We start from the raw sequence: 24,923 nt of genomic DNA on the forward strand, positions 1-24,923 counted from the left end.
ATGGACTATGCCCCGTTGCTCCTCCTTTTGTTCGCCTTCACGTTGGCGATTTTCCTCGGCTTTGAGCTCATCTCGAAGGTGCCCTCTCAGCTGCATACGCCTCTGATGTCGGGATCGAATGCGATTTCGGGAATCACGATTGTGGGTGCCTTGTTGGCGCTTTCGGAATGGGAGCCGGCTTTGGCCAAGGGCGTCGGTTTCGTCGCCGTGGTGCTGGCGATGATCAATGTGGTGGGCGGATATGTGGTCACGGACCGCATGCTTGGGATGTTCAAAAAGAAGGAGAAGGGAGGGCCTCAGGGATGAGTGCATGGATCAATCTCCTCTACATCATTTCTTCGATCCTGTTCATTTTTGGGATCAAGAAGCTGGGTTCGGCCGAGACGGCGCGGCGGGGCAATGCGCTTTCGGCGGTGGGCATGACCCTCGCGATTGTCGCCACCCTCCTCTATCTGGGGCTGGAGTGGTGGATGGTGATGCTGGGCATGGCCTTGGGAAGTGCGATTGGGTATGCTGCCGCGACTCGGGTAGCGATGACCGGGATGCCGGAAATGGTGGCGTTGTTCAACGGCTTCGGTGGACTGGCGAGTTTGTTGGTTGGAGGGGCAGAGTGGGTGAAACTCCGGGACGGAGGTTGGGTGCATTATTTGGAAGGCCTCAAGGCGCAGAGTGGAGTGGCCGTGCCTGCCTGGTTTGCGTGTGTGGCGATCGGGCTGACCATTCTGGTCGGCGGCATCACTTTCACGGGAAGCTTGGTGGCCTACGGCAAGCTCTCCGGAAAGCTGGGTGGCAAGCCAGTGCTGTTTGCCGGACAGCAGGTGGTAAATGGGGTGATGTTGGCGGTGGCCATGGCCTGTTTAGGAGGTCTGGTGGCCGGAGGAGACGGGCCCATCGCGCTGGGAGCTGGGTTGATTTTGATCGGCCTCTCGCTGGGGATCGGGGTGATGATGACAATTCCTATCGGGGGAGGCGACATGCCGGTGGTGATATCGCTGTTGAATTCGCTGTCGGGCGTGGCGGCGGCCCTGGCGGGATTCATCATCCTTAACAACGTGTTGGTGGTGGCTGGCTGCCTGGTTGGAGCCTCGGGAATCATTCTCACGGTGATCATGTGCAAGGCGATGAATCGCACATTGGGCAACGTGTTGTTCGGGGGTTTTGGTGCGAGCACCCAGGGGGGAGGGGAGGTCGAGGGAGAGATGAAACCGGCAACGACCGAGGACGCGTATTATGTGTTGGAGGCGGCGCAGAGTGTGGTCTTCATCCCAGGCTACGGGATGGCCGTGGCGCAGGCACAACACGCGGTCAAGGAATTGGCGGCCCTATTGGAAGATCATGGGGCGGAAGTGCGCTTTGCCATTCACCCCGTCGCGGGCCGCATGCCTGGGCACATGAATGTGCTCCTGGCGGAAGCGGATGTGCCCTACGAGCAGCTACAGGAGATGGATGCGGTCAACGCGGTGATGCCGACAGTCGATGTGGCTATCGTGATCGGCGCCAACGACGTGGTGAATCCGGCCGCGTTGAACGATCCCGCCTGCCCGATCTTTGGCATGCCGATCATTCATGCCCATGAGGCCCGCACCGTTTACTGTCTGAAACGGGGCAAGGGTGCGGGCTTTTCCGGCCTCGAGAACGCTTTGTTTTTCAAGGAAAATACCCGCATGCTCTACGGCGATGCCAAGCAGACGATCACGGACTTGGTGACCCAATTCAAGGACTAGGACTCCGGCCGGAATCAAGGTCGATCACCCACGGGGACGCGTTCTTCCATGGGGCGCTCCCCCGCCGCGAAGCGACGGATGCTATCGAGGGTGACGCCGGCGATGGCCTTTAGGGCTTCGTCCGTGAGGAAAGCTTGATGGGAGGTGATCAGAACGTTCGGGAAGCTGAGGAGACGAGTCAACACATCGTCTTGAAGGGCGTGGTCGGAGTGGTCCTCGAAAAATACTCCTTCTTCTTCTTCATAGACATCGAGGGCAACGCCGCCGAGTCGTCCTTCTTTCAGTGCTCGGATGACCGCCTTGCTATCCACGAGGCGCCCACGGCTGGTATTGATGAGGTAGGCGGTGGGTTTCATGCGCGCAATCGCGTCGTCATTGAGCAGATGATCGGATTCAGGCGTCAGAGGGAGGTGCAGGCTGACGACGTCAGATTCTGCGAACAATTGTTCGAGGGGGACGTAGCGCACTCCGGTGGCCGATGCCCAATGGGCATCGGGGTAGGCATCACTGGCCAGAACGTCGCAGCCAAATCCTCGGAAAATCCCTGCCGCGAGTTTGCCGATTTTGCCGGTTCCGACGACGCCCACCGTTTTGCCGTGGAGATCGAATCCGACCAATCCACCGAGCGAGAAGTTCATTTCCCGCACGCGGTAGTAGGCACGGTGAATCTTGCGATTGAGGGCGAGCAGCAAGGCGACGGTGTGTTCGGCCACGGCGTGAGGCGAATAGGCCGGAACGCGAACGACTTGGAGTCCTAGTTCCGCGGCGGCCTCCAGATCGACATTATTGAAACCGGCACAGCGCAGGGCGATGAGTTTCACCCCCCGGTGGGCCAGTTCGGTCAGGCATTCGCGGTCCACGCGGTCGTTGACGAAAACGCAGACGGCTTTGCACCCCTCCGCTGAGGCCGCAGTGGATGCGTTGAGCCGATGTTCGAAGAATCGCAGCTCGACGTCTCCGCCCTCGTTCTCCCGGAGAAAATAGGTCCTGTCGTAGCTTTTGGTGTCGTAGAAGGCAGTCGCGATGGCGGGCATGATGAGAGAGGTCTTGAAAGGGTGCAGCGGGAACTTGCCAAGAGGCTAACAGGGTTTCGGGGAGGGGGGAAAGCGTCGAGCGGAGGAGAGTGGTGGAAGGGTTCACGGCAGGACCTCCGGAGGGGTGGCCGGGTCTTCCCCTCCACTCGGAGGGTGCTCGCCGGTTGACCGGACGCCCGCAAGGTTCTTGGATCGGCCCGCACTCCATGATCGCTGCCGTTCCATTCCGCTCCACGTCTTATCGGACCTTCAAGAAGATCGCGCTGCGCGATCATGTTTTTGAAATGCCGCTCGACCACCATCAGGCCGATTCCCCTCGGATCGAAGTATTCGCGCGGGAAGTGGTGGGCTCGAAGCGGGTGCACGACGATTTGCCTTGGATGATCTTTTTTCAAGGAGGCCCCGGATTTCCTGCCAACCGGCCGATGAATGAGGGGGGCTGGATTGGCGAAGTTCTCAAGACCCATCGGCTTCTGCTGCTTGATCAGCGGGGAACAGGGCTGAGCACTCGGGTTTTGCCGCAGACGCTCGCCCGCTTTGCCACTGCACAGGAGCAGGCAGATTACCTGACGCATTTCCGTGCCGATGCGATCGTCCGCGATGCCGAGTGCATCCGTCACAGCTTGTTGGAGCCGGGCCAAAAGTGGAAGGGGATCGGCCAAAGTTACGGAGGATTCTGCCTTCTCACCTATCTTTCCTTTCACCCCGAGGGATTGGATGGGGTGATCATCACCGGAGGAGTGCCGGGCATTCAGGGTGGAGCAGAGGCCAACTATCGTCACACCTACGTCAAAGTCCGGGAGAAGAATGAGGCGTATTACCGCCACTACCCGGAAGACGATGCGCGAGTGCGCGAAATCGTCGCCCACTTGCTCGACCACGAGGTGACGCTGCCTAGCGGAGGCACCCTGAGTCCCCGCCGCTTCCAGGCCCTGGGATTGTTGTTGGGGATGGATGGGGGGTTCGAGCAACTCCATTACCTGTTGGAGAAAGCTTGGGTGGATGGTTCCAGTGGCCGCGAGCTGGCGCTCGACTTCCTGATGGCGGTGGAAGCGGCCCATGCCTTCGACAGCAATCCGATCTTTTGCATTCTCCACGAATCCATCTACGCCGAGGGGGAGGCGACGGACTGGACGGCTGAGCGCCTGCGGGCGGAGTTTCCAGAGTTTGAGATTCGCCGCAGTGAGCGGCTGCTGTTCACCGGGGAGATGATTGCGCCGGGAATGCTCGATGATTTCGTTGCCCTCCGGCCGCTCAAGGCATGCGCTGAAATTTTGGCTGCGCGCAGCGATTGGGGTCCACTTTACGATCGCAAACAGCTGGCGAGCAACAAGGTGCCGACGGCCGCGATTTCCTACTTCGAAGATATGTATGTGCCGATTGAGAAGTCGCGGGAAACGGCGCTCGCGATCCCGAACTTCTACCAGTGGGTCAGCAATGAATGGGAGCACAATGGCATCGGCACAGAGGGTCCCAAGATCGTTTCGACGCTTCTGGAGCGACTGGAGTCGCCACGTCTTTGACCGCAGCGTTGGTGCCCCTCGCTTTACCGGCAGGAAAGCCGTTGCATGGCAGCAATCGCGCGGCCTAATGTCGCCAAGGACACAGCATGGAAGCCGCCGTTGAAATCGACCGTCTGGTCAAAGTCTTCAAACCCCAACTCCGGGGTCGGGAGCTATTGGCGGTCGATCAAGTTTCGATCACGATCGCTCCTGGCGAGGTGTACGGACTGATTGGCCCGAATGGGTCGGGAAAGTCGACGACGATGAAAGCGCTGCTCGGATTGGTGGCGCCGACGTCGGGCACCTGCCGGATTTTTGGGGCGGATTCGCTGGCGGTCGATTCTCGGGAGCAAGTGGGTTTTCTCCCGGAAAATCCTTATTTTTACAAGCATCTCACGGGCGAGGAGACACTGGCCTTTTACGGCAAGTTGTGCGGTTTGCGTGGCCAAACGCTGAAGGACCGAATCGGCGAGCTGCTGGAATTGGTGGACCTGACGGGAGCCCGCGATCGTCGGCTTGGCGGATATTCGAAGGGCATGCTCCAGCGCATTGGTTTGGCCCAGGCGCTGATTCAGGAACCCAGACTGGTGATCCTGGATGAACCGACGGCGGGCGTCGACCCGATCGGATCGCGTCAGATTCGGGACCTGATTTTCGCCCTGCGTGAGCGCGGGATTACGGTGTTTTTGTGCTCCCACTTGTTGGAGCAGGTTCAGGAGGTCTGTGACCGGGTGGGGATCATCTTCCGTGGAAAGATGGTTCGGGAGGGACGCTTGGAGGATTTGCTGTCGATCGAAGACCAGACCGAAGTGGTCTTGAAGGATGCTTCACCTGAGCTGCTGGAGGAGATTCAGCGCCTCGTCGCGCAGGCGGAGGGAGCCGAATGGGTGCGCAGTGGGCGACCCCGGACCACCTTGGAGCGTTTGTTCCTCCGTGAAACTTCTCGTCGTCCTGATTGATGAATTCTGCGTCTCCCCTCAAACCGACCCGACCATTCCATTTGCGGCGGATTGGAATCATTGCGACCCACACCTTCACGCAGTTGGTGAGGATGAAGGTGTTCTACTTCCTCGCGTTTTTCGCGGTGGTGGTGATCGGCGCCAATTTTTTGGAGCTGCCCACGCATGCATCACCGGAGAATGCCGGCACCGAGTTGCTCTATTCGATCAAGAGCACCTCGCTGGGCTGCATGAGCATCTTTTCGCTCGTTCTGGGAGTGGTGGCGACGGGATTGCTGCTGCCCAAGGACGTGGAAGATCGCACGCTCTATACCATTCTCGCAAAGCCGGTGCCGCGTCTTGACTATCTGGTGGGGAAGCTGTGCGGGGTGGCGCTGCTGATTTTCCTGTCGCTGCTGGCGATGGACCTCTTGATGAACTTGGTGCTCCAGCCACGCATGACGGCGGTTCTCGAAAGGCAGCTGGAATTCGCCCGGCAGCGTGATGCAACCGAGGCGACCTTGGAAAGAATCTCCGCGGATGTCCGGGCTTTGGGGCCCACGTGGTCCCTTCAGGGAGCGGTTTTGGTGGTGTTTCTGCGGTCGCTCCTGATCGCATCCTTAGCGCTGTTGTTGTCGACCTTTTCCACGAGCACCTTGTTCACCGCGATTGTCGGTTTCCTCGTGTTGTTTGCTGGCTTTTTCCAGGCCGAGGCCCGGGACGCTTGGTTCGGCCATCATGGGGGAGTGGCGCAAGTGGGTCGCCTGATCATGACGGTGCTTCTTCCGGACATGCAGTTCTACAATCTGGTGGATGCGGTGATTGAGGGAAAACCGCTGAAAGCGATCCACCTTGGGATGTCGATCGCATCGACGGCCTTTTACGTGGTGACCTACACCTTCGCCTCGTGGTTGATCTTTGCTCGCAAGGAATTTTGAGATGAGCCCGCAGCTTCGCCGCATCACCGCCGCCGCGCTCTTTCTCGTCGTGGCGGGAGCGTTGCGTGCCCCGATCGAGCAGCGGATGACGGAGCATTTGCAGGCAGAGGGAATGCTCCGTGCGCCCTTGGAGATTTCGACCCAGAAGAAGCTGGGACAAGGATTCTGGGCCGTCTCGCTTGGAGGGTTGCGGACTTTGGTCGCGAGCATTCTGAGTCTCAGGGCGCAGACGTTTTTTGACGACAAATACTGGGATGGAGTGGCGGAAGCTTACGAAACCATCGTCCAGCTCGCTCCGGAGTCTCCCTTCTATTGGGACACCGGTTACTGGCACATGGGCATCAATGCCGTTTCGTATTATCGGAACAACTACGAGGATCTGCCTCCGGCGAGAGCCCGTGCCTTGCAGCACACTTGGTTGGTTCGAGCGACGCGTTTCCTTGAAGAGGGCATCCGCCACAATCCCCGCAGCACACGATTGTGGCGGGCGCTCGGGACCCGATATCTGAATCCGCATAGCGAACCCGATTATTCCAAAGCGGCGGAGGCATTTCGCATGGCATCAGAGGGCGATGCGCCGCTGCCGTTCATGCGGCGATTCGTGGCCTATGCTCAAGTCCAAGATCCTGAAATGGTGGGCTCCGCCTTGCCCTACGTCGAGGAACTCCGTCACGAGCCAGGCGGGAAGGTTCCGACCTTGGTTTGCGTTCACTTCGCCCTTCTGATGAGGCAGGATCCGGCGCGGGATGGCCTTTCCTTGGCCACCGAAATGTTTGATGGAGAAAAGGACGCCTACCGAAAGCTGGGGACGTATTTTCTGGATCTGGATGCCAACTATCCGATGAACGGGGTCGAGGAGACACTCCGCAAGCTTGAGAAAATCCTCGCCGTGCCCGAAACCAAGAGCGTCTTCACTGCCCGAGCCCATCTCGAGAACCGAAAGTAATCCTTTCCCCGCCCCATCGATCGCCATGCAACCGCCCAGCGGACCCCCTCCTGTCATCGCCCCGCCGCCGATGGGCGTCATGCCCCAACCCGCCGAACCTGCGGGAATCGATCAACCGCTCCAGCGCATCGCGCTCTTTGGCGATATCCATGCGAATCTGGAAGGCTTGCAAACCGCCCTCGCCGATTCTCAGGAGCAGGGTTGCGACTCCTACATCTGCATGGGAGACATCGTGGGCTACAACGCCGATCCTGCCGCGTGCCTTGAGATTGTGCGGGATATGGGGTGCCCGGTCGTGAAGGGAAACCACGACGAAGATGCCTCCGGTGATCATTCTCTGGATTCGATGAATCCGGTGGCGGCGGCCGCGTTGGAGTGGACCCGCCAACAGCTCAGCGACGAACAACGCACCTGGCTTCGCCGTTTGCGCATGGTCCGGCAAATCGCCGACTTCACGGTCGTCCATAGCACCCTGGATCAGCCCGCGAATTGGAACTACGTGACCAATCGCTTCGATGCGATGTCGAACTTCTCCTACCAGTTCACCCAAGTTTGTTTCCACGGGCATACCCACGTTCCGCGCGTTTACGTGAAGACGGACAAGGTTGTCGAGGTCCCTGCGGAATCGGTGGTGGTGGAACCCGGACAGAAATATTTCATCAATGTGGGTTCGGTTGGCCAGCCTCGCGATGGAGACTGGCGGGCTTGCTACGCCATTTACGATATCCCTAGTCGGACGATTGTGTTTCGGCGCCTTGAGTACGACATCCGCACCACTCAGGAAAAAATTCGTGCTGCGGGATTGCCGGAAATGCTCGCCGAAAGGCTTGCAGACGGGCGTTGATTTCGCACCGAGATGCTTCTTCACGTCGTTGCCGGCCTGATTCAGGATGACACGGGGCGGTTGCTTGCCTGCCAGCGACCCGCGGGGAAACACTTGGCCGGAAAGTGGGAATTTCCCGGCGGAAAAGTCGAAGAGGGCGAGTCGATCGACGCTGCTCTGGTTCGGGAGTTGGACGAAGAACTCGGGATTCAGGTCGCTCCGGGTGCGTCTTTGACGCCAGTCGATCACGACTACGGCCGTGGACCGATTCGATTGATCCCCATGCTTTGTCAGGTGATCTCCGGCACTCCTGTCGCCCGCGAGCACGAGGCTCTTCGCTGGTGCTCGGTCGCAGAGCTGGAAAGCTTGGAGTGGGCCGAAGCAGATCTTCCGATCCTCGCAGAATGGTGCGCCCTCAGGCGATCTCGCGGGGAGGAAACTGCATGAAAGATCCCGCAAAAGTTCACGGTGGCCTGGAACCTGCTTCGCCTCGATGACTCTAACGGTGGAAGAATTCCATTGCCCGCCGTTGGGGTGCTAGCCTAGAAGCAGCCGTCCAATCATCCGGGAACCTCCTGAACTTCAGGATCTTCTTTTTGATCATGCGATTTCTTATCCCCGCACTTGCAGCCCTGTTCCTCGCCAGTTGTGGCAGCAACATCGCCCTCGTCTCGAAGGATCGCGCTCGCGACGGTTCGTCTTACTCAAGGAACATGGTGGGTTCCTCGGTGTATGCCACGGCCAACCCATCCGCGAGTGTGGTCAAGTCCGGGCTCACCAAGCCTCGCGACAAGCATGGCATGCCGCTCTACAATTCGGAGCGCGTCCGTTACGTCCGCACAACGGCCTACACTTGCAGTGAGTCGGATCACTTGGAGTATGGTTCGATGAATGCCGCTGGAACGCCTCTGCGCTACACTTCTCAGGTGCGCAGTGCTGCCGCGGACTGGTCGGTCTATCCCGTGGGCACGAAGTTCCGCATCAAGGGCATGCCGCAGCTTTTCGTCGTTGATGACTACGGATCGGCTCTTACCGGGACGGGAACCATCGATATCTACACTCCGACGCGGGGCCATATGGATGCCTGGGGTTGCCGCAAAGTGGAAATTGCTATCGTCCAGTGGGGATCCTACGCCCGCAGTGCTGAGATTCTCGCCAAGCGCACCGGATTCACCCATTGCCGGCAAATGTATGCGGCCATTCAAGGGAAGATGAATCGCGGGTACGCCACGGCTTCCCGTTGAGCCTCTTTTCAGCGATTCCGGCGGGCCGTGTGGCCCGCCTTTTTTGTATCGAGTTCCCTTTGTCAGATGACCCGCTCCGAACGCGCCGCGCACATCGATCAACGCCTGGCCGAACTCTACCCTGAAACTCCGATCCCGCTCGATCACTCGGACCCTTTCACCCTTTTGGTGGCCGTTCTTCTGTCAGCTCAGTGCACCGATGTGCGAGTGAATCAGGTGACTCCGGCCCTGTTTGAGTTGGCCGATACCCCCCATGCCATGGCCGAGCTTCCCGTAGAAGTCATTCAAGGCATCATCCGTCCCTGTGGTTTGTCGCCTCGCAAGGCCGCGGCGATTTCCCAACTTTCAAAAATTTTGCTCGCAGATCACGGTGGCGAGGTGCCTCCCGATTTCGAAGCATTGGAAAAACTCCCGGGTGTGGGTCACAAAACGGCATCGGTTGTGATGGCGCAGGCCTTTGGCGTTCCGGCATTTCCAGTGGACACCCACATTCACCGCTTGGCGCAAAGGTGGAAACTGACCGATGGAAAGTCGGTTGAGCAAACTGAGCGCGATTTAAAAAAACTTTTTCCCCGTGACCACTGGAATGCTCTCCACCTTCGGATCATCTTTTACGGTCGCGAACATTGTACCGCCCGTGGTTGCAATGGCACTACATGCCCTTTGTGCCAGGAGCTTTTCCCTCTTCGCAAACGTCCGGTCATCACCCGAAAGAGCTAGTAAATCCTCGTGAATCGGCCGAAAGCCACGGTTCCTACAGGTCTTTTTGAAATCTAGCCTTGTCGGTCCATGTCGGATTCCGAGAATGCCCCCACAATTTCCAAGAGCTAAAAAACCAAAAAGATCCATCCCTCACCATGATCCTGCAATCCGTTCGTCGTCCGGGCCGCACGATGGCCCTTGTCGTCACCAGCCTTCTGGTTTCCGCCCCCTCACTTTTCGCTCAGGATGCAGCGGCTCCCTCGAAGAATGCTCTTCAAAAGTATGTGATCGATGGTGGTCCCACGATGTTCTTCATCGGCGCCGCGGTGGTGGCTCTCATTGCCCTGGCCGTTTTCAACTTCATCAATCTCACCAAGCCCAAGTTCTGCCCGGATGACCTGAAGGCCGAGCTCCTTGATCACATGGCCAATTGCCGTGTGCGCTCCGCGATCGAACTGGCCGCCTCTCATCCGTCCTACCTCGGCCGCATGATGGCTTATTCGCTGCCGAACATCGACGCCACCCGGCCCGAAGATCTCGGTCGTGATCAAGTCGAAGACGCGATGGCGGATTTCTCCATCAACGAAAATCGCCGCTCGATGACTTGGGTGAACTACATCTCGTTGGTCGCTCAAGCCGCGCCGATGCTCGGACTTCTCGGAACCGTGATCGGTATGGTCCAGGCCTTCGGCATTCTTGCCGAATCCGGTCAGGCCGACCCAAGCCAGTTGGCAGGTTCGATTTCGGTCGCCCTCCTCACCACGATGTGGGGTCTGATCACGGCCATTCCGGCACTGCTTGCCTACTTCTTCTTTAAGAACCGCCTCAACAATCTCGTTGCGGATTGTCACCACGCTGCCGAGGACATGCTCAATGCCTCGATCCAGACCGTGAATCAGGATGCCTATTTGGCCAAGATTCCGGAAGGCATCGCCGTTTGATTTGCTGGTGACCGGGGCCGCTACGGTGCGGCCCTTGTCCTCTCCCCGGAAAAACCCCCGGAACCCAACGACACCATGGCTTCCAACAAACTTCGGGCCGCGATGGCCGATGATGGCGATGAGCTCGCCATCGACATGTCGCCGATGATCGACATGGTGTTCCTGCTCCTGATCTTCTTCTTGGTCAATGCGACCATGATCATCGTCAAGCAGGACGCCAACGTGAAGCCCCCTGTCGCTAGCTATTCCAAGAAGGCCAGTGACGGAACCGGTCGGATCGTGATCAACATCTATGAGAACGGTGATTTCTTTTCCGAGAATGGCGATCCCCTCACGGACGAAGCCGCCATTGAGGAACTCGTGAAAAAGGAGAAAGAGAAAATCGATCTCATGGGCTACCAGCCCAAGCTCCACCTTCGTGGGGACAAAGAAGCGGTCTTCAAATACTGCCGACAGGTCATTCGTGCCTCGGCCCGCGGCGGTGTCGATCAGGTTCTCTTTTCCACCTACGGCTTTGAGGCTCGATAAACCCCACTTGCAACATGGCCCGCCACAAACATTCTGAAAGTGCCGAAGAGGACCTGCCGAAGCTGGACATCTCCTCGTTGATCGATGCGACTTTCCTGTTGCTCATCTACTTCCTGGTCACGACCACCATCCAACCTCGCGAACAAGATGTGCCGATGACCCTTCCTGCGGCCGCTCCCAGTGAGAAGCCGCCGGAAATTGAGCCGAAGCTGATCAAGATCGATGCCTCTGGTGCCATCTTTGTCGGAACCGGTGCGGCGCAGCTCGCCATGGATGCGGATGACAACCGCTCGGTTCCGCTGTTGTTCGCCGACCTTCAGGCCTATTCGGACCTGGCCAAGTCGAGCGGGCAGGAAGCCCTCGTTCAGATCTACGTAGACGGTAGTGCTCGGCAACAGCGGGTGATTGATGTGCTCAACGCTCTCGCGGGGGTGGGCATTACCAAGGTGACCTTCACCGACCTCGTCGATCCCTGAATTTCGACCACCGGGATACGTGTTCTTTCCAAGCGCCGATCCGTTGCCCCTTGCGGGACCGGCGAATCGGCGCTCTCCGTTTTAAAAAACCAGTACTTCGACCGAAATGCAGCCCATCAAGCGATCGATCGTGCCCCTCATTGGTGCGCTCCTGACCACCGCCCCGCTTCTCACTCCTGCTTACGGGCAGATCGAGACGCCTCAAGGCCTCAATGCCGAAGCCACCAACGCCATGGAAGGCGGAAAGTGGGAAGACGCGCTGAAGCTCCTTACCCAATGCGTCGAGCGATTCGACGACAAGGCCATGCAACTCTATGGTCCGCAATTTGGCGTGACCTGGTACCGCAAGGGGATTTGTGAAATGCGCCTCAAACGCTGGGAGGATGCCATGGCGTCATTCCAAGCCTGCTATGAGCGGTATCCAAACAATTCGGAGCAAGCCCAAGGAGGAGGCAATGCCTTCAACAAGCGGGCGCTGCTGCGCTGGGCCGAAGCTGCCCAAGGTGCCGGCCAGTGGGAGACCGCGTTGAAGATGTATGAAAAGTTCATCCAAGAACGGGACAAGACCCGGGATGGCTTTGCTCCAGGATCGTTTTACATCAACCTCGCGATCTGCAATTTCAAGCTGAAGAACGTTTCCGAGGGCAACAAGCACTTTGAAACCGCTCTCAAGAACAAGGACGCCTACAAGACGCCGGGTGCTGGAATCGTCAATGCCTTCCAAGCGCTCGTAGGTGCGGTGATCGAGACGAAGGACGAAAAGTCCCTCACGGATTTCCTCAACAGCAATCGGGCCGACATCTTAATCGAGCCGTATGAGATGCCGCCCTACGCACCGGTGTTTCTCAAGCTGGCAGCAGAGGCCTTCCAAGCGGGCATGCAAACGGTGGCGATGGAACTCTACCAGTTGATTCCTTCCACTCAGGTGATGCTTGAAGATGCGCAATCCCGCCTTGCTCGCATGGGAGATCGCGCAGGGATCCAGGATGGGAGCCGAGTGCTGCGTCGAAGTGAGCTTTCCGATACCGTCGCCCGTCTCAAGAAGTCGATCTCCGGCGGAAATCCAAACGAAGTCATCCAACTTGCGGCGGTGGCCTTCATCCACGAATCGGCAGGCAATGTTCGTGGTGCCTACGAGAGCTACCTTCAACTTGAGGAGCTGTATCCGAAGAGCAAAAACCGCGAAGATTACCTCTACAACCTGGTCCGAACCGCTTCGATGACGGGTCACGTGCCGGCTGCTGAGAAATACGGCAATCTGTTCCGCCAACAGTTCCCGGACTCCGAGCACCTCGCTGCGATCCACCGCTTGATGCTGACCACGCTGTTTTTCAACGGCCAGTATGAGCTGTGCATTGAAATTGCCGAGGAAACCCTCGGGACGCTTGAAGAGGGCACCCCGGAACATGACATGTGCCTGTTTGTCCTTGGTGGTAGCAAATACTACACGGGACGTTACAGCGAAGCGCAGGAGTTGCTCGACCAGCACGTCAAACTCTATCCTGAGAGCCAATTCGTCATTCCTGCTCACTATTTCCAGGCGTCGAACAAATCGCGGGAGCAATACTGGGCGGCCTCTGCGGAGCTGCTCGACAAGTTCATTGCCGACTATCCGGACGCGGGCGAGAACCTCTACCTTCCGTTTGCCATCTATGATCGCGCCAACTGTGCCTACGCACTGGATGAACTCGATGCGGCGCTGAGCCAATTGACCCGGCTGGAGTCGGACTTTCCGACCTCGGAGGTGATGGAGATGGCTCTCAATCTGAAGGGCAATATTCTCCAGAATCAGGGGAAAAATCCGGAAGCAGAGGAAGCTTATACCAAGGCTCTTGAGCTGGCGGAAAACCGCGGGAATAAGATCGTTGCTAGTGAAGCCCTCAACTATCTCGTCGGCTTGCTTGGTGAAAAGCCGGTGAAGAAGGACGCTCCTGATCGGGCTGCCGATGCAGTGGCTTACGCGGATCGCTTTTGGGAAAAGTATCCTGATTCGCCCTACAAGGCCCAAGTTGCTGTGGGTGAGATCTACGCCATGCAGGCGGTGGGTCGCGGTGATGAAGCTTTGGAGCGACTTCAAGGGGTGATTACCGAGCTGGCGAATACTCCAGGTGCAGCGGGCATGGAAGAGGCGATCGGATCGTTCACCGAGGCTTACCTTGAAAAGCACTCGGCGGATGAACTGAAGACCCTCTACTACGACTTCCCTGGGATTCAGTTGGAGAACAAGGCCGCCCGAGCTCTGCTGCGGATTGCCTTGATCGGTGTGTTTGAAGACCAAGCCTCGAATGCCAAGGCGGACGAGCAGCAAAAGCTGCGCGCCAATGCGAGCATCAAGGTGCTCTTCGATGACCTCAAAACGGCCTTCGATGTGAAGGACCTCTCGAACTTCATCTTGGTTCGTGTGGGGGACTTCATTCGCGGCACCAAGAGCCCCAAGGAGGCCCTGCCCTACTATTCGGAAGCCCTCTCCCGGGAATCCAACGACTACAAGTTCCCTGCGTTGTTCGGCCGTGCGGCCGTGCTCGCCAAGGGCAGCGATTCCGAGAAAAAGGAAGCAATCAAGGACTTTGAACGCGTGATCGCCGATTCGCAGGACCGAGCGGACAAAGATCGGGCGTTGTTCGAGATGATCGAGACGCAGATGTCGCTTGGAGAGTTCGAGAAGGCAAAGGAGAATGCCCGACTCTACCTGAATCCGACCGATGGGTACAATTCCCGCAAGCCGGAAGTCGCAATGATCCTGGCTAAGGCCTATGACCAACTCGGGATGGAGGAGGATGCTCTGGCCTCCTTCAACAACGTCGCGAATAGCTACAAGGGAGCCATTCGCCTGTCAGCACCAGCGACCAAGCGAGCGATGGAAATCGCTTGGAAGAGGAATGGCCAATCGGGTGACGTGTCCGATCGCCAGGCTGCTTACAATCTGGGCAGGACCTACATTGACCTGACTCGCCGTATCGTCGACGTGCCAGACACGAAGGCGACCAAGGAGGAACAAGCCGCGTGGAAGGAGGTCGAAGCTTTGGTGCAACAGTATGTCGCCAATCCTGACGTCAAATCCAAGGAGCAGCTTGAAGAGGAAGCCAAGAACCGCCGTTGATCCGGAACCCCTGAACTCTTTCAAAACATGAAAGCCCTGTTTCCCGTTTCCCTTGCCGCGTTGGTTCTTGCCAGCCCGGTAGCCCGTGCCCAGCGCTTCCAGCAGGAAGCTATCGTGGTCTATCACGAAGACAAATTCGAGCGCGTCTGGATCGCCGATGCCAGCAAGACCCAGTATCTCTACTACGAGACCGAAGCTGGAGTCGATAGCAAGCGTCAGGGGATCTCAAAACCCCAGGCCATTTGGCTCATGGAGCCAGCTGCCTACACCGCGGCCATGGAACAATTCCAAGGTCGTCACTATGAGGAGGCCCTCAAAGGTTTCCAGGTGGTGCGCGAGGAGTATCAAGCGTTGATCGAACTTCCGGACAATCATTCCTCCCTTGCGGCCTTCTACTCGATGGAGTGCCTGCGCAAGTTGGGCCGATATGACGAGTTGGAGAAGGCCTTGGCGGATTTCCAACCGGATGATCGCAATAGCCTCACCCGTGAGTTCCAACAAAAGCAGATCGAGCTCTATGCGATGTGGGGCGCGGTTCAGGCGAAATCCTGGGAGCGTGTGGAAAGCCTGGCGAAAGGTCACCTTGAGAACAACAAGCTGCCAGGCTATCAGCGCGCGCAAGCGGGCTATTGCCTAGGTCTCGCTTTGGAGGCGCTGAATCGTCCGTTGGAGGCGCTTGACGGTTACAACATTGCGTTTACCGCCGATGCTGGAGCTTCGGAAGTGGTGGCGGCTTTGGCGGCGGAGAACTCGATGAAGCTCTATCTTCAGGATCCTGAAGTGATCCGGGCGAAAAAGGTATTCGGAACCTCGGACGAGAACCCGAATTCTGTTGGCAACGCTCGACTGCGCGAAGCGGCGGCGGTGGCGAAGCTGTATGAAGCCGCTCTGGGCAATGGGGCGAAGTTGTCCGGTGAGTTGGCCGAGCTTCCGAAGTTCGCCAAGGAGTGATCGTCGATGGCGAGATCCTTTCTTCAACGCGGGCCTTCGGGCCCGCGTTTTTTATGGCGTCACGGGACGATTTCCACGCGGTCGCCCACTTCGGTGATGCCGAAGAGTTGAGTGGCTTTTCCTGCCGGCACTCGGATGCATCCGTGAGATGCGGGGTAACCGGGGACATGGCCCTGATGGAAACCAAAATCTGAGCAACTCAGCCGCTGGAAATATGGCATGGACGAGTGGTAGATCGTCGAGGTCCAATCGCGATAGCGATGCGTGATGGCAAAAGTGCCCTGCCGGGTCCTATAGCCACTGCGGCCAGTGGACACTGAGGTGGAGAAGATTTCGGATCCCATTCCGTCGTAGACCCAAAGTTTTTGATCGGAGAGATCCACGCGAACTCGGCGCTCTTCTCTGTAGGGATCCTTGCCAAGAAGTAGCCGCATCATGGGAATGTCTCCATGGCCGGCAGCGAGGTTGATTGGCCAAACATGGTGGGTGCGGGTCCAAACCTGGGTCTTGGCACCAGCGTCGAGTAAGGCTTTCACGGTCGGTATGGAACCGGAATCCACGGCAAGCATCAGAGGCGTGATTCGGCGGTCCTTGCGCAGAAGCCAGCGCAGATGGCTGCCGCGCACTTGGGAGAAAAAGCCGGTGGGAACGGGTGTAGGAAGCGGGGCGTTCAGGTCGCAGCCCGCGGAAGCGAGGGCACGAACGGTGTCGGCATGGCCTTGTGCGGCGGCGAGGTGAAGAGAGGAAACACCAAGCTCCGAATTTTGCTCGGGAAGCGCTCCCCATTGTAACAACTGGGTCGCGAGTCGGCGAGATCCCGAGTCCAAAGCGCGAGTCAAGGCAGTGCCCTTGAACGGGGTCCTCGCTTCATTGGGCCGGGCTCCATGCGCCAAAAGGAGCGAGCTGATCGGTTCTTTTCCTGGAACGCAATTCTCTGCCAGCATGCCTGCCGGAACCTCGGTGTATCCCAGGAAAAGGTGAAGCATGTCGATATCCTCATGGCGAGCGGTCAGGCGGATCAATGAGGGCGAGGGCCGCACTCCGAAGCTCAGGAGCATCCGACATCGTTCCCCATCCCCTTCCTGATAGGCTTGAGTCAGGCGGGCTACCTGATCTCCGGGAACGGGTCTCGCCCCGCAGGCACGGAGTTGACGGAATTTCTCCATTTGGCCTTCCCGGTAGGCCCGAACGAGTGGCGTCATGCCCTCGCGATCTGCCAGATTGAGATCGGCACCACCGATGGCGAGAGCAGGAATCAAATCCGTCCAGCCGCGCCGGATGGCCAAGACCACAGCGGATTCACCCTCCCCATTCACGGCTCCGCAATCCGCACCAAGCTGAATCAGCTGGAGGACGTGGTCACGGGTCGCATTTTCAATGGCGAGGTGAAGGAGTGGGCTACCGTCAGCACCTTTCTGATGGGGATCAGCACCGCCTTGGAGGAGGCGACGGACAGCGACCCAGCGACCGTGTCGAATGGCCCATGGAAGGACGAGCTCTCCATCAGGAGTTCGCCCTTCGGGACGTGCACCTGCATTGAGCAGTCGATCGGCAATGGCCGTTTCACCGGAAGCCACTGCGAGCGATAAGGGAGTAACTTCTCCTGGACCCGCGGCATTGCGATCGGCTCCACCGTCGATGAGCAACCAAGCGGCGTTGACGTCACCTTTGAGAATCGCGAGATGCAGTGGCGTGAGCCCTTCTTCGTTCCGTTGGTCGGGGAAGGTTCCGGCTTGTAGGAGAAGCTTCAGCAGTTCGTTTTCTCCCTCTTCCACCGTAGAGAGCAGTCGGGCCCCGCTGGGTTCAATGCCACGTTCCTGCAGCGTCTTGAGGGCTGCACGTTCGGGGGAACTGCAGGAAACCAAGACGAAGACCATGCCGGCCAGTGCCGAAGTTGGGAGGAGTGCAAGGGGGCGCACGAAGGCGTGACTATCACGCCCTCGATGGGGCCTCAAGATTGGAGCATCAGGAGTTTGCCTGAAATCACTCCGTGGGCTTGAGAAGATAGCCCGCAACCCAGCCCTCAGCTCCGGAGGAGTGGCGGCACCAGTGCCAGCCATGAATTTGACGAAGCGACTCCAAGGCGTCTCCGCGCCGAATGGTGAGCACTGTCGGGTCAAAATCTTCCATGGCAGCAAATCGTCCCTCTCCCAAGGGTTCGAGGATTTCCTCAGGCACGTAGCCCCGGCGCTCTTGATCATCGGTGGCCCATACCCAACCGGGCCAAGTCCGGTCTTCCGGTCCGACCGTCACTTCGTCGCCCGCTGTCAGTGCGAGCGGACGTGAATCCTTTTCCTCGTAGTCGGCGTTTGCGATGAATCGGGCCATGCGAGGACCCTGTCGCACGGGCTTCGAGCCGTCAATCACCCGACCGCGCAGGCGGAAATCCGTGCCAAAACGGCTGTTCGAGGCGGAGTTTTTAAGGAAACCGTAGCGAAACCGTCCAACCTCGCAAAATTCCAGCTCTGCGACGGGGATCGGCCAAAGTTGGCACCGTGTTTGCTTAAATGCTGGCGTGGATGGTTCCGCAGCAAATTGAGGTCATTTTCTGGGTTTGAGCTTAGATTTGCTTCGGTATCCCACGATCGGAGAGGGGTTTTCATGGGTTTTTCCTCCCTCCGGTCGTGAGCCCAGCCACATTACAGACTAGGCGCCACGGCCGGTGAGGGATTCATGGGTTTTTTCTCTCGCCGACCGTGGACCGCCCGCTCCGAGAATCTCCGGCTGGATCCGGAGATTTTTGATTTTCGGGGCGCGGTGTTTTTTGAAAATTTTCCGCTTAGGCTTGGCCGCGGAGGGATTTCCAAGGCTCCTGATCGCTGACATCCACGGCGAACGGCCCTTCACTGGATCCTGGCGAGAGAATCGCCAAAATCACCGCATCTTCGTCGGTGGGATTGAAGGTAGCGTGGACCACCCCTGCAGGGATCGCGGCCGTTTCGCCGGGTGAGAGGATGCGCGCGGAGTCCTCGACCCATTGCTCGACTTTGCCTTCCAAAACATAGATCACTTCTTCCAATTCTGGATGCGTGTGGAAAGGGTGTCCTTCTCCTGCGGGCAGAACTGCCCGGCACACCTGCAGGCCCTTGAGATCGCACACCTCGGGACGGCACATCCAGTAGTTCGTGCGGCCCTTGAATTCTTCCTTCAGGGCTTCGACTTCCGTGATGAACACATGCTTTTCAGACATGGGCCGGAAACGTTCCGTGCCAGGCTTATGTTTCAACGCTCCCGCGTCATCTTTCATCGTGCTCCGGTGTCGCCATTGGGGGCCGCCGCAGATAGGCTGGGGACATGACGGAGGATGCTGCGTTGGCGGACCGGGTGGCCGATCATTTTACAGTACGGGCGGTGGCATTTGAGACCCTGAAAATGATGGGGGGGATTTGCTTCATGATCCGGGGAAAGATGTGTGTCGGGGTGACACGCAATCGTTTGATGGTCCGTCTGGATCCCGCGCTGGGCGACGCGCCTTTGGCCCGTCCGGGCTGCGTTCCGATGGATCTTACAGGCCGCCGAATGAAGGGCTTCTTCTTCGTGCATGCGGAAGGTCACGCCGAGGAGGAGGATTTGCAGGGTTGGCTCGATCTCGCGTTGGAATTTAACCCCAGAGCAAAGTCGGCCAAGTCTTCGAAAAAGGCTCGTTGATCGGGAAGTATGTTCCCTCCCATGTACCGACTTTTAGCCCTCGCCTGTCTTACGCTTTCGCTGAACGCCGAACCGTTGCGCATCTTCATTCGCGGCGGTGAAAAAACCCACGGTCCGGGCGCCCATGAGCACGAGCGCTTTCTCAACGATTGGAAGGTGCTGCTCGCCGAGCGGGGTGCAGTGACAGATGGAGCGAAGGCGTGGCCGAGTGCCGAGCAGTTTGCGGCCACCGATGTTCTCGTCATGTATGCTCAGGACGGTGCCAATGCGACGGACGAGGAAAAATCGAATGTGGCTCATTTCACCGCTCGTGGTGGGGGACTGGTGGTGATCCACACCGCCGTCGTCGGAGCCGACACGGCGTGGTGGAAGTCCGTTGTTGGGGGGGCATGGGTTCATGGCAAAACCCGCTGGAGAGAGGGCCCGATGCAGCTGGATTTTCTCAAGGCTGGGGGGAAACCCCATCCGATCATTGCGGGGGCCGCGAGCTTCGCGATGGACGATGAAATCTACTACGATCTCGATCTTTCCGATGACATCACCCCCCTGGCGGAAAGCGATACGGGGGAGGGTGAGCCGCAACGTCAGCCTCAGATGTGGACTTACGAAAAAGGCAACTATCGAGCCGTGGTCTGCATCCCTGGGCACCTTTACAGCACCTTCGAGCGGCCCAATTACCGCGCGATTTTGATGCGGGCGATCGCGTGGGCCGGGAAACGTGAGAAACTCGACGAACTGTGTAAGCCGGAAGAGATTCAAGCACTTGCGGATCCTGATCTGGGGATTCCTCGCTGAAGGGCTGTAGCGTCGGGTTTCCCCGCCGGAATGTGCCGAAAGATCGGCCCATTGGCACGGCGTAGGCTGCCCGAACGTGTCAACCCAAATGAACCGTACCCTTAACCTTGTAATCGCCCTTTCGGGCGTGGCCCCGCTATTGGCGGCGGTCGATGTGAAAATGGAATCCGGCACGGACGGATTCGCCTTCGAAAAACTGCCAGCACCGGCGATCAATGATGCGGGATCGACCGCGGAGTGGTCACTGGCGATCGGCGATAAAGACCGGTACTCTGCGGAGATCGGTGTGGTGTCCGATGGAAAAGTTCCGGAAGGGGATGATGATCCTCGCTCCAATTTTTTCCTCGGCGGAACGACCGGCGGCCGGCTGGTTGCCGACCTTGGAGAAACGACCGATATCGGGTCGATTGCCACCTATTCGGCGCATCCCGGTGCGCGGGCGGACCAGCTCTACCGAGTTTACGGGTCAACCGGCACGACCGGGAACTTTGAACCAGCACCGGCTCAAGGAAAGGACCCCAAGGACTTTGGATGGACGCTCCTTGCGACCGTGGATACCCGTTCCATGACCAAAGGAGGAGGAGGACGCGTCGGAGTCGAGATTGGAGGTGAGAAGACGCGCGGGGTGGGTCGCTATCGGTACGTGCTCTTTGACGTCGTGCCTCCAGAAAAGGACCAGCCAATGAGCCAGACGTTTTTTTCGGAGATCGATATCGTGGATGCCAAGGCAAAGGAGACTCTGAGGCTCCATTCCCAAAAAAAGGTCACTCGTGAATTCACCAGCAGCGATGGTCAGTATCGCTTTCTGATCGATGCGACCAAAGGTCCGGATTTGGTTCCGTGGATCGAAAAGGAGATGCTTCCGGTCCTTGATGTTTGGTACCCGAAGTTGGTCAAGATGCTGCCGAGCAAGGGCTACAAGGCACCTCAAACGGTGAATTTCGAGATCAAGCTCGACATGCCTGCCGGAATTCCTGCCTACGCGGCGGGAGATCGAATCTCCTTGAGTGGTCCATTCCTACATGGTCAGGCCGCCAAGGAAGCAAAGGGCTGTGTGGTCCACGAAATGGTCCACGTGGTACAAAACTACTGGTGGGGCCGTCGCCGCGTTTCGAATCCGAAGGACACACCGACCTGGGTCACGGAGGGGATTGCGGACTACATTCGTTGGTTCCTCTACGAGCCGGAGAGCAAGGGTGCTGAGATCACCAAGGGGAACTTCGGGTCCGCCAAGTACGATGGGAGCTATCGCATCAGTGCGAACTTCATCGATTACGTCGTCCGCAAGTACAACCCCGATCTCGTCGTGAAGATGAACGAGGCTGCACGCGAAGGCCGGTATGAAGAGAAGATCTGGGAAGATCTGACTGGCAAATCGGTGCAGGACCTCGGTGAAGAATGGCGCGAATACCATCGCAAGAAACTCCACATTCGGGACTGACGATTCCGGCCCAGCTGCCAGAAATTCAGATCAGATTGATACCCCGGGGTGTCGTGCCCCGGGGTTTATTTTGGGTCCGTGGAGGGCTCTGTCGCAGAGAATCCCCCACGGAAGCGGAATCCGCCGTTCCCGCTTCCGGCGGAACCCCTCGGACCCTGAGGGTTCTCCTTGGCTGAACGGCGAGGTCCCCTTGAGGTGCTGCATGGACCCGCCTGGCCGGCGGCTGGCCGGTGGTCCTTACGATCTGCAAGAATTCTCTGAAATTCTACGGGGTCGAGCACCTCGGGTTGCGCCGTTCCACCTCGCTTTGAGAGGTTTCTGTGAAAGGCGCGCAGATGCTGCTGGGAGGCTCTCTCCAGCTGGGCTAGCGGTTTTTGATGGTCAGGTGCTGACTTCGCTGCCTGGCGGAGGTCAGCGATGTCGTGCTCTTCAAGCCGCATGCCGACACGACATGCGGCGACTTCGGACTTCGATCCCTCTGCCAGCCATTTTTGGTAGAGAGCGTCGAGCCCTTCCGTCTGAAATCGGCGACCGACAGGGGCCAATGGGAGGCCAACGCCTTCCCGTTTCAAGATCTCTGCCATGACCTCTCGATGTCTCGATTCGGAGTGGGGAATGTTTTGCAAGGGCATGAGGTCTCCGAATCTCTGTCCCAGTGCGACGTAGAGGTCGTGGGCGAGAATCTCTTCTTCATAGAGGCGGATCCATGTCTCTTCCGTGGTGGCTTGCAGGGAAAAGGGCACGAGGGTGGCGATGAGGAGAATGGTTTTCATCATGCAATCAGTGGTTCAGCGTTTCGGACGCAAGGGCCCCCTCAAGCATTCACTGGATGACACAATCGCTCCTCCTGCCGTTTCGTCAGGCCGACCGGGGAGCCTGATGGTGGGCCCCTCCTAAGATACTGCGGGCATCGTAGCCATGATTGGCGAGAATGCGTGCCGCGAAGTAGCTCGTTTTTCCCATTTGGCAGATGGTGCAAACCGGACGATCGCGATCGATCTCCGAGAGTCGTGCGCGGAGAGTAGGAAGCGGGATGTTACGAGCACCGGGAACCGGCAGCTTCTCCACCGCGGCAGGGGGCCGAACATCGATAATTTGCGCATCCCGTACCTCCTCCAGATGAGCCACTGGCACCAACATGCCATCACGGATGTTGGTCGCGGCAAAGCCCGCAATATTCACCACATCTTTGGCACTGCTGAAGGGAGGCGCGTAGGCAAACTCGAGATGAACGAGGTCGTCGATCGTCAGGTGCCCGTGGATGGCGGTGGCGAGAACATCGAGGCGCTTGTCGACGCCATCGCGTCCGATGGCCTGAGCACCAAGCACACGGCCATCGGAAGGATCCCAGAGGATTTTGAGGGTGATCGTCGATGCTCCGGGGAAGTAGGAAGCGTGGGAGGGTCCATTCACGGTGACGGTGCGATAGGGAAGGTCCGCCATTTGGAGGCGGCGCTCGCTGGCTCCTGCAATGCCGGCGGTTTGGTCAAATAGGCGGACGATCGAAGTCCCAATCGAGCCTCGGTAGGGTAGCGCTTGATCTCCCAGAAAGATGTGATCGGCTGCGGTGCGACCCTGACGATTGGCGGGGCCGCCCAGAGCGATGGCCACATGCCCACCAAGCAGGGGGTCAGGGGATTCACAGACGTCGCCCACGGCATAGACGTGGGCGACATTGGTGCGTTGATAGGCATCCACGCGAATGTGCCCGCGAGGTCCGAGTTCCAAGCCGGCCTGTTGAGCCAATTGGCTTTCCGGCCGCACCCCGATAGAAAGCACGACGAGGTCGGTCACCAGCTCGCGGCCACTTTTTAAGTGGGCAATCGGACGACCCTGGCGGTCTTCGAATCCATCGATTCCGTCTCCCAAGATGAGCTCGATGCCATGCTCGCTCAGTTCGCGTTCGAGAGCTTGGACCATTTCGGCATCGAGCTGGGGGAGCACCTGTGGCTGCAGCTCCACAAGGGAAACCTTCTTCCCGAGGTGGACGAGCTGCTCAGCCATTTCCAGCCCGATGAAGCCAGCGCCGATGATCGCGACGGATTGGGCCGAATCGAGCTTCTCCATGATGCGATCCATGTCATGGAGATTTCTGAGCGTGAGGATGGAGGGATGGTTGATACCGGGCAGCGGGGGGCGGAGGGGACTGGCTCCTGGGGACAGGATCAAACGATCGTAGCCAACGTGGGAAAGGGAGCCGTCTCGGACGGACCGAAGGGTGACCTCCTGCCGAGCGGGATCGATTTCGATCGCTTCACTGAGGGTCCTCACATCCAGGTTCAAGAGCGACCTCAGCGACTCTGGAGTCTGTAGGGCCAACTCGCTGCGGTCTTCGATTTCGCCGCCGATGTGGTAAGGCAGGCCACAGTTGGCGAACGACACATCGGGACCGCGTTCGACGACGATGATCTCGGCCTCCTCACTATGGCGGCGGGCGCGGGCGGCTGCGGAGGCGCCTCCGGCGACCCCTCCAATGATGACAATGCGTGGGGCTTTCATGGCAGGTGAATCTGGAGACTGAGGTCCAATCGAACTTCGACGAACCTGGGGTTTGGTAGAAAACGGTTCAGGAAGTAGGAAGTGAGGCGAGAGGGAGCGGAGTTTTGGGGTGGAGAGTCGCCGACATCGCTTCACAAAAACGGGCGAGGGATGCTCGTTCGAGACGGTAAAAAACATGGTTTCCATCGGGGCGAGCGACGAGCAACCCCACCTTGGTCAACTCAGCCACATGTCGAGAACAAGCAGGTTGGGAGAGCGGCACCGCGGCGACGATGTCGAGGCAGGGAACCTCTCCTTTGTCGGCCATGAAATGCAGGATGGCGATGCGTGCCGGATGGGACAGAGCTTTTCCGAAGGCTGAAAGTTCGACCATCATCGGGTCAAAAGCTTCAAGTTTGGCCAGAGGCATATCCCATATTTAAGATATGAAAATTGGGGTGGCGAGAGGAAAGTGCGGAGTGCCTTCGGAGAAAGTGGAGTTTCTCGGCGTTGAAGAAGGCGGAAGGCGGAAGGCGGAAGGCGGAAGGCGGAAGGCGGAAGGCGGTGTCGAGGGCGAGGGCGAGGGCGAGGGCGAGGACGAGGACGAGGACGAGGACGGCGAGGACGGCGAGGACGGCGAGGACGGCGAGGACGGCGAGGACGGCGAGGACGGCGAGGACGGCGAGGACGGCGAGGACGGCGAGGACGGCGAGG

The 24,923-nt window shown here is 58.6% G+C and carries 26 protein-coding genes; 18 read left to right on the top strand and 8 right to left on the bottom strand.

The genetic code is table 11. The features are described 5' to 3' along the window. The gene (locus HNR46_RS18260; protein ID WP_184021545.1) at positions 1 to 306 is read left to right on the top strand and encodes an NAD(P) transhydrogenase subunit alpha part 2; all 306 of its coding nucleotides are present in this window, start codon (positions 1 to 3) and stop codon (positions 304 to 306) included. Next, complete coding sequence (locus tag HNR46_RS18265; protein ID WP_184021547.1) at positions 303 to 1,724, top strand: NAD(P)(+) transhydrogenase (Re/Si-specific) subunit beta; 1,422 nt, start codon at positions 303 to 305, stop codon at positions 1,722 to 1,724. The genes HNR46_RS18260 and HNR46_RS18265 overlap by 4 nt, the downstream gene beginning before the upstream one ends. 14 nt (positions 1,725 to 1,738) lie before the next feature. On the opposite strand, the gene HNR46_RS18270 is transcribed toward HNR46_RS18265, so the two are convergent. Then, on the bottom strand, positions 1,739 to 2,758 hold the full coding sequence (locus HNR46_RS18270; RefSeq protein ID WP_221285276.1) for a 2-hydroxyacid dehydrogenase: 1,020 nt from the start codon (positions 2,756 to 2,758) through the stop codon (positions 1,739 to 1,741). A gap of 206 nt (positions 2,759 to 2,964) precedes the next feature. Between HNR46_RS18270 and HNR46_RS18275 the strand changes: the two genes are divergently transcribed. The 13 genes from HNR46_RS18275 (at position 2,965) to HNR46_RS18335 (ending at position 15,847) form a co-directional block, all read left to right on the top strand. After that, a complete protein-coding gene (locus tag HNR46_RS18275) occupies positions 2,965 to 4,281 on the top strand; it encodes an alpha/beta fold hydrolase (RefSeq protein ID WP_184021550.1) in 1,317 nt (438 codons plus the stop codon). 86 nt (positions 4,282 to 4,367) lie between these two features. After that, complete coding sequence (locus tag HNR46_RS18280; protein ID WP_184021553.1) at positions 4,368 to 5,219, top strand: ABC transporter ATP-binding protein; 852 nt, start codon at positions 4,368 to 4,370, stop codon at positions 5,217 to 5,219. Next, complete coding sequence (locus HNR46_RS18285; protein WP_184021556.1) at positions 5,219 to 6,136, top strand: ABC transporter permease; 918 nt, start codon at positions 5,219 to 5,221, stop codon at positions 6,134 to 6,136. The genes HNR46_RS18280 and HNR46_RS18285 overlap by 1 nt, the downstream gene beginning before the upstream one ends. A gap of 1 nt (position 6,137) precedes the next feature. Continuing rightward, on the top strand, positions 6,138 to 7,082 hold the full coding sequence (locus HNR46_RS18290) for a hypothetical protein (protein WP_184021559.1): 945 nt from the start codon (positions 6,138 to 6,140) through the stop codon (positions 7,080 to 7,082). A 25-nt stretch (positions 7,083 to 7,107) separates the two neighbouring features. After that, the gene (locus HNR46_RS18295) at positions 7,108 to 7,926 is read left to right on the top strand and encodes a metallophosphoesterase family protein (RefSeq protein WP_246418197.1); all 819 of its coding nucleotides are present in this window, start codon (positions 7,108 to 7,110) and stop codon (positions 7,924 to 7,926) included. Positions 7,927 to 7,938: 12 nt separating this feature from the next. Beyond that, positions 7,939 to 8,352, top strand: coding sequence for a (deoxy)nucleoside triphosphate pyrophosphohydrolase (locus HNR46_RS18300; protein ID WP_184021562.1), 414 nt, complete (start codon positions 7,939 to 7,941; stop codon positions 8,350 to 8,352). Between the two features lie 155 nt (positions 8,353 to 8,507). Next, on the top strand, positions 8,508 to 9,149 hold the full coding sequence (locus tag HNR46_RS18305; RefSeq protein ID WP_184021565.1) for a 3D domain-containing protein: 642 nt from the start codon (positions 8,508 to 8,510) through the stop codon (positions 9,147 to 9,149). A 66-nt stretch (positions 9,150 to 9,215) separates the two neighbouring features. Next, positions 9,216 to 9,869, top strand: a complete 654-nt coding sequence (nth, locus tag HNR46_RS18310; RefSeq protein ID WP_184021567.1) for an endonuclease III — start codon at positions 9,216 to 9,218, stop codon at positions 9,867 to 9,869. A 137-nt stretch (positions 9,870 to 10,006) separates the two neighbouring features. Next, complete coding sequence (locus HNR46_RS18315; RefSeq protein ID WP_184021569.1) at positions 10,007 to 10,792, top strand: MotA/TolQ/ExbB proton channel family protein; 786 nt, start codon at positions 10,007 to 10,009, stop codon at positions 10,790 to 10,792. Between the two features lie 75 nt (positions 10,793 to 10,867). Beyond that, a complete protein-coding gene (locus tag HNR46_RS18320; RefSeq protein WP_184021571.1) occupies positions 10,868 to 11,320 on the top strand; it encodes an ExbD/TolR family protein in 453 nt (150 codons plus the stop codon). A 14-nt stretch (positions 11,321 to 11,334) separates the two neighbouring features. Beyond that, the gene (locus tag HNR46_RS18325; protein ID WP_184021573.1) at positions 11,335 to 11,796 is read left to right on the top strand and encodes an ExbD/TolR family protein; all 462 of its coding nucleotides are present in this window, start codon (positions 11,335 to 11,337) and stop codon (positions 11,794 to 11,796) included. A gap of 106 nt (positions 11,797 to 11,902) precedes the next feature. Next, positions 11,903 to 14,896 (top strand): tetratricopeptide repeat protein, encoded by a 2,994-nt coding sequence (locus tag HNR46_RS18330; protein ID WP_184021575.1) that lies wholly within the window; start codon positions 11,903 to 11,905, stop codon positions 14,894 to 14,896. Positions 14,897 to 14,923: 27 nt separating this feature from the next. Further along, positions 14,924 to 15,847, top strand: a complete 924-nt coding sequence (locus HNR46_RS18335; RefSeq protein WP_184021577.1) for a Mul1B family putative transporter subunit — start codon at positions 14,924 to 14,926, stop codon at positions 15,845 to 15,847. Between the two features lie 59 nt (positions 15,848 to 15,906). Here HNR46_RS18335 and HNR46_RS18340 read toward each other — a convergent pair whose 3' ends face one another. The 3 genes from HNR46_RS18340 to HNR46_RS18350 form a co-directional block, all read right to left on the bottom strand. Continuing rightward, positions 15,907 to 17,724 (bottom strand): ankyrin repeat domain-containing protein, encoded by a 1,818-nt coding sequence (locus tag HNR46_RS18340; protein WP_221285277.1) that lies wholly within the window; start codon positions 17,722 to 17,724, stop codon positions 15,907 to 15,909. A gap of 106 nt (positions 17,725 to 17,830) precedes the next feature. Beyond that, the gene (locus HNR46_RS18345) at positions 17,831 to 18,175 is read right to left on the bottom strand and encodes an SH3 domain-containing protein (RefSeq protein ID WP_184021589.1); all 345 of its coding nucleotides are present in this window, start codon (positions 18,173 to 18,175) and stop codon (positions 17,831 to 17,833) included. Between the two features lie 451 nt (positions 18,176 to 18,626). Then, a complete protein-coding gene (locus HNR46_RS18350; protein ID WP_184021592.1) occupies positions 18,627 to 19,037 on the bottom strand; it encodes a cupin domain-containing protein in 411 nt (136 codons plus the stop codon). Between the two features lie 104 nt (positions 19,038 to 19,141). On the opposite strand from HNR46_RS18350, the gene HNR46_RS18355 reads away from it, so the two are divergent. The 3 genes from HNR46_RS18355 (at position 19,142) to HNR46_RS18365 (ending at position 21,731) form a co-directional block, all read left to right on the top strand. Continuing rightward, positions 19,142 to 19,495 carry a TfoX/Sxy family protein gene (locus tag HNR46_RS18355; protein ID WP_184021595.1) on the top strand — a complete coding sequence of 118 codons (354 nt, stop codon included), beginning with the start codon at positions 19,142 to 19,144 and terminating at the stop codon, positions 19,493 to 19,495. A 21-nt stretch (positions 19,496 to 19,516) separates the two neighbouring features. Next, on the top strand, positions 19,517 to 20,290 hold the full coding sequence (locus HNR46_RS18360; protein ID WP_184021598.1) for a ThuA domain-containing protein: 774 nt from the start codon (positions 19,517 to 19,519) through the stop codon (positions 20,288 to 20,290). 88 nt (positions 20,291 to 20,378) lie between these two features. Next, positions 20,379 to 21,731 (top strand): basic secretory protein-like protein, encoded by a 1,353-nt coding sequence (locus HNR46_RS18365; RefSeq protein ID WP_184021601.1) that lies wholly within the window; start codon positions 20,379 to 20,381, stop codon positions 21,729 to 21,731. 65 nt (positions 21,732 to 21,796) lie between these two features. Here HNR46_RS18365 and HNR46_RS18370 read toward each other — a convergent pair whose 3' ends face one another. The 4 genes from HNR46_RS18370 to HNR46_RS18385 all read right to left on the bottom strand — a co-directional run. After that, complete coding sequence (locus HNR46_RS18370) at positions 21,797 to 22,507, bottom strand: DUF2202 domain-containing protein (protein ID WP_221285278.1); 711 nt, start codon at positions 22,505 to 22,507, stop codon at positions 21,797 to 21,799. A gap of 82 nt (positions 22,508 to 22,589) precedes the next feature. Further along, positions 22,590 to 24,230 carry an FAD-dependent oxidoreductase gene (locus HNR46_RS18375; RefSeq protein ID WP_184021604.1) on the bottom strand — a complete coding sequence of 547 codons (1,641 nt, stop codon included), beginning with the start codon at positions 24,228 to 24,230 and terminating at the stop codon, positions 22,590 to 22,592. A 67-nt stretch (positions 24,231 to 24,297) separates the two neighbouring features. Next, entirely contained in the window at positions 24,298 to 24,639 is a 342-nt protein-coding gene (locus HNR46_RS18380) for an ArsR/SmtB family transcription factor (protein WP_184021606.1), read from the bottom strand. Next, positions 24,620 to 24,923: hypothetical protein (locus tag HNR46_RS18385; RefSeq protein ID WP_184021608.1), on the bottom strand; the 304-nt coding region annotated here is incomplete at its 5' end. The genes HNR46_RS18385 and HNR46_RS18380, both read right to left, overlap by 20 nt.

This window comes from Haloferula luteola (assembly GCF_014201715.1).
GTDB lineage: Bacteria > Verrucomicrobiota > Verrucomicrobiia > Verrucomicrobiales > Akkermansiaceae > Haloferula > Haloferula luteola.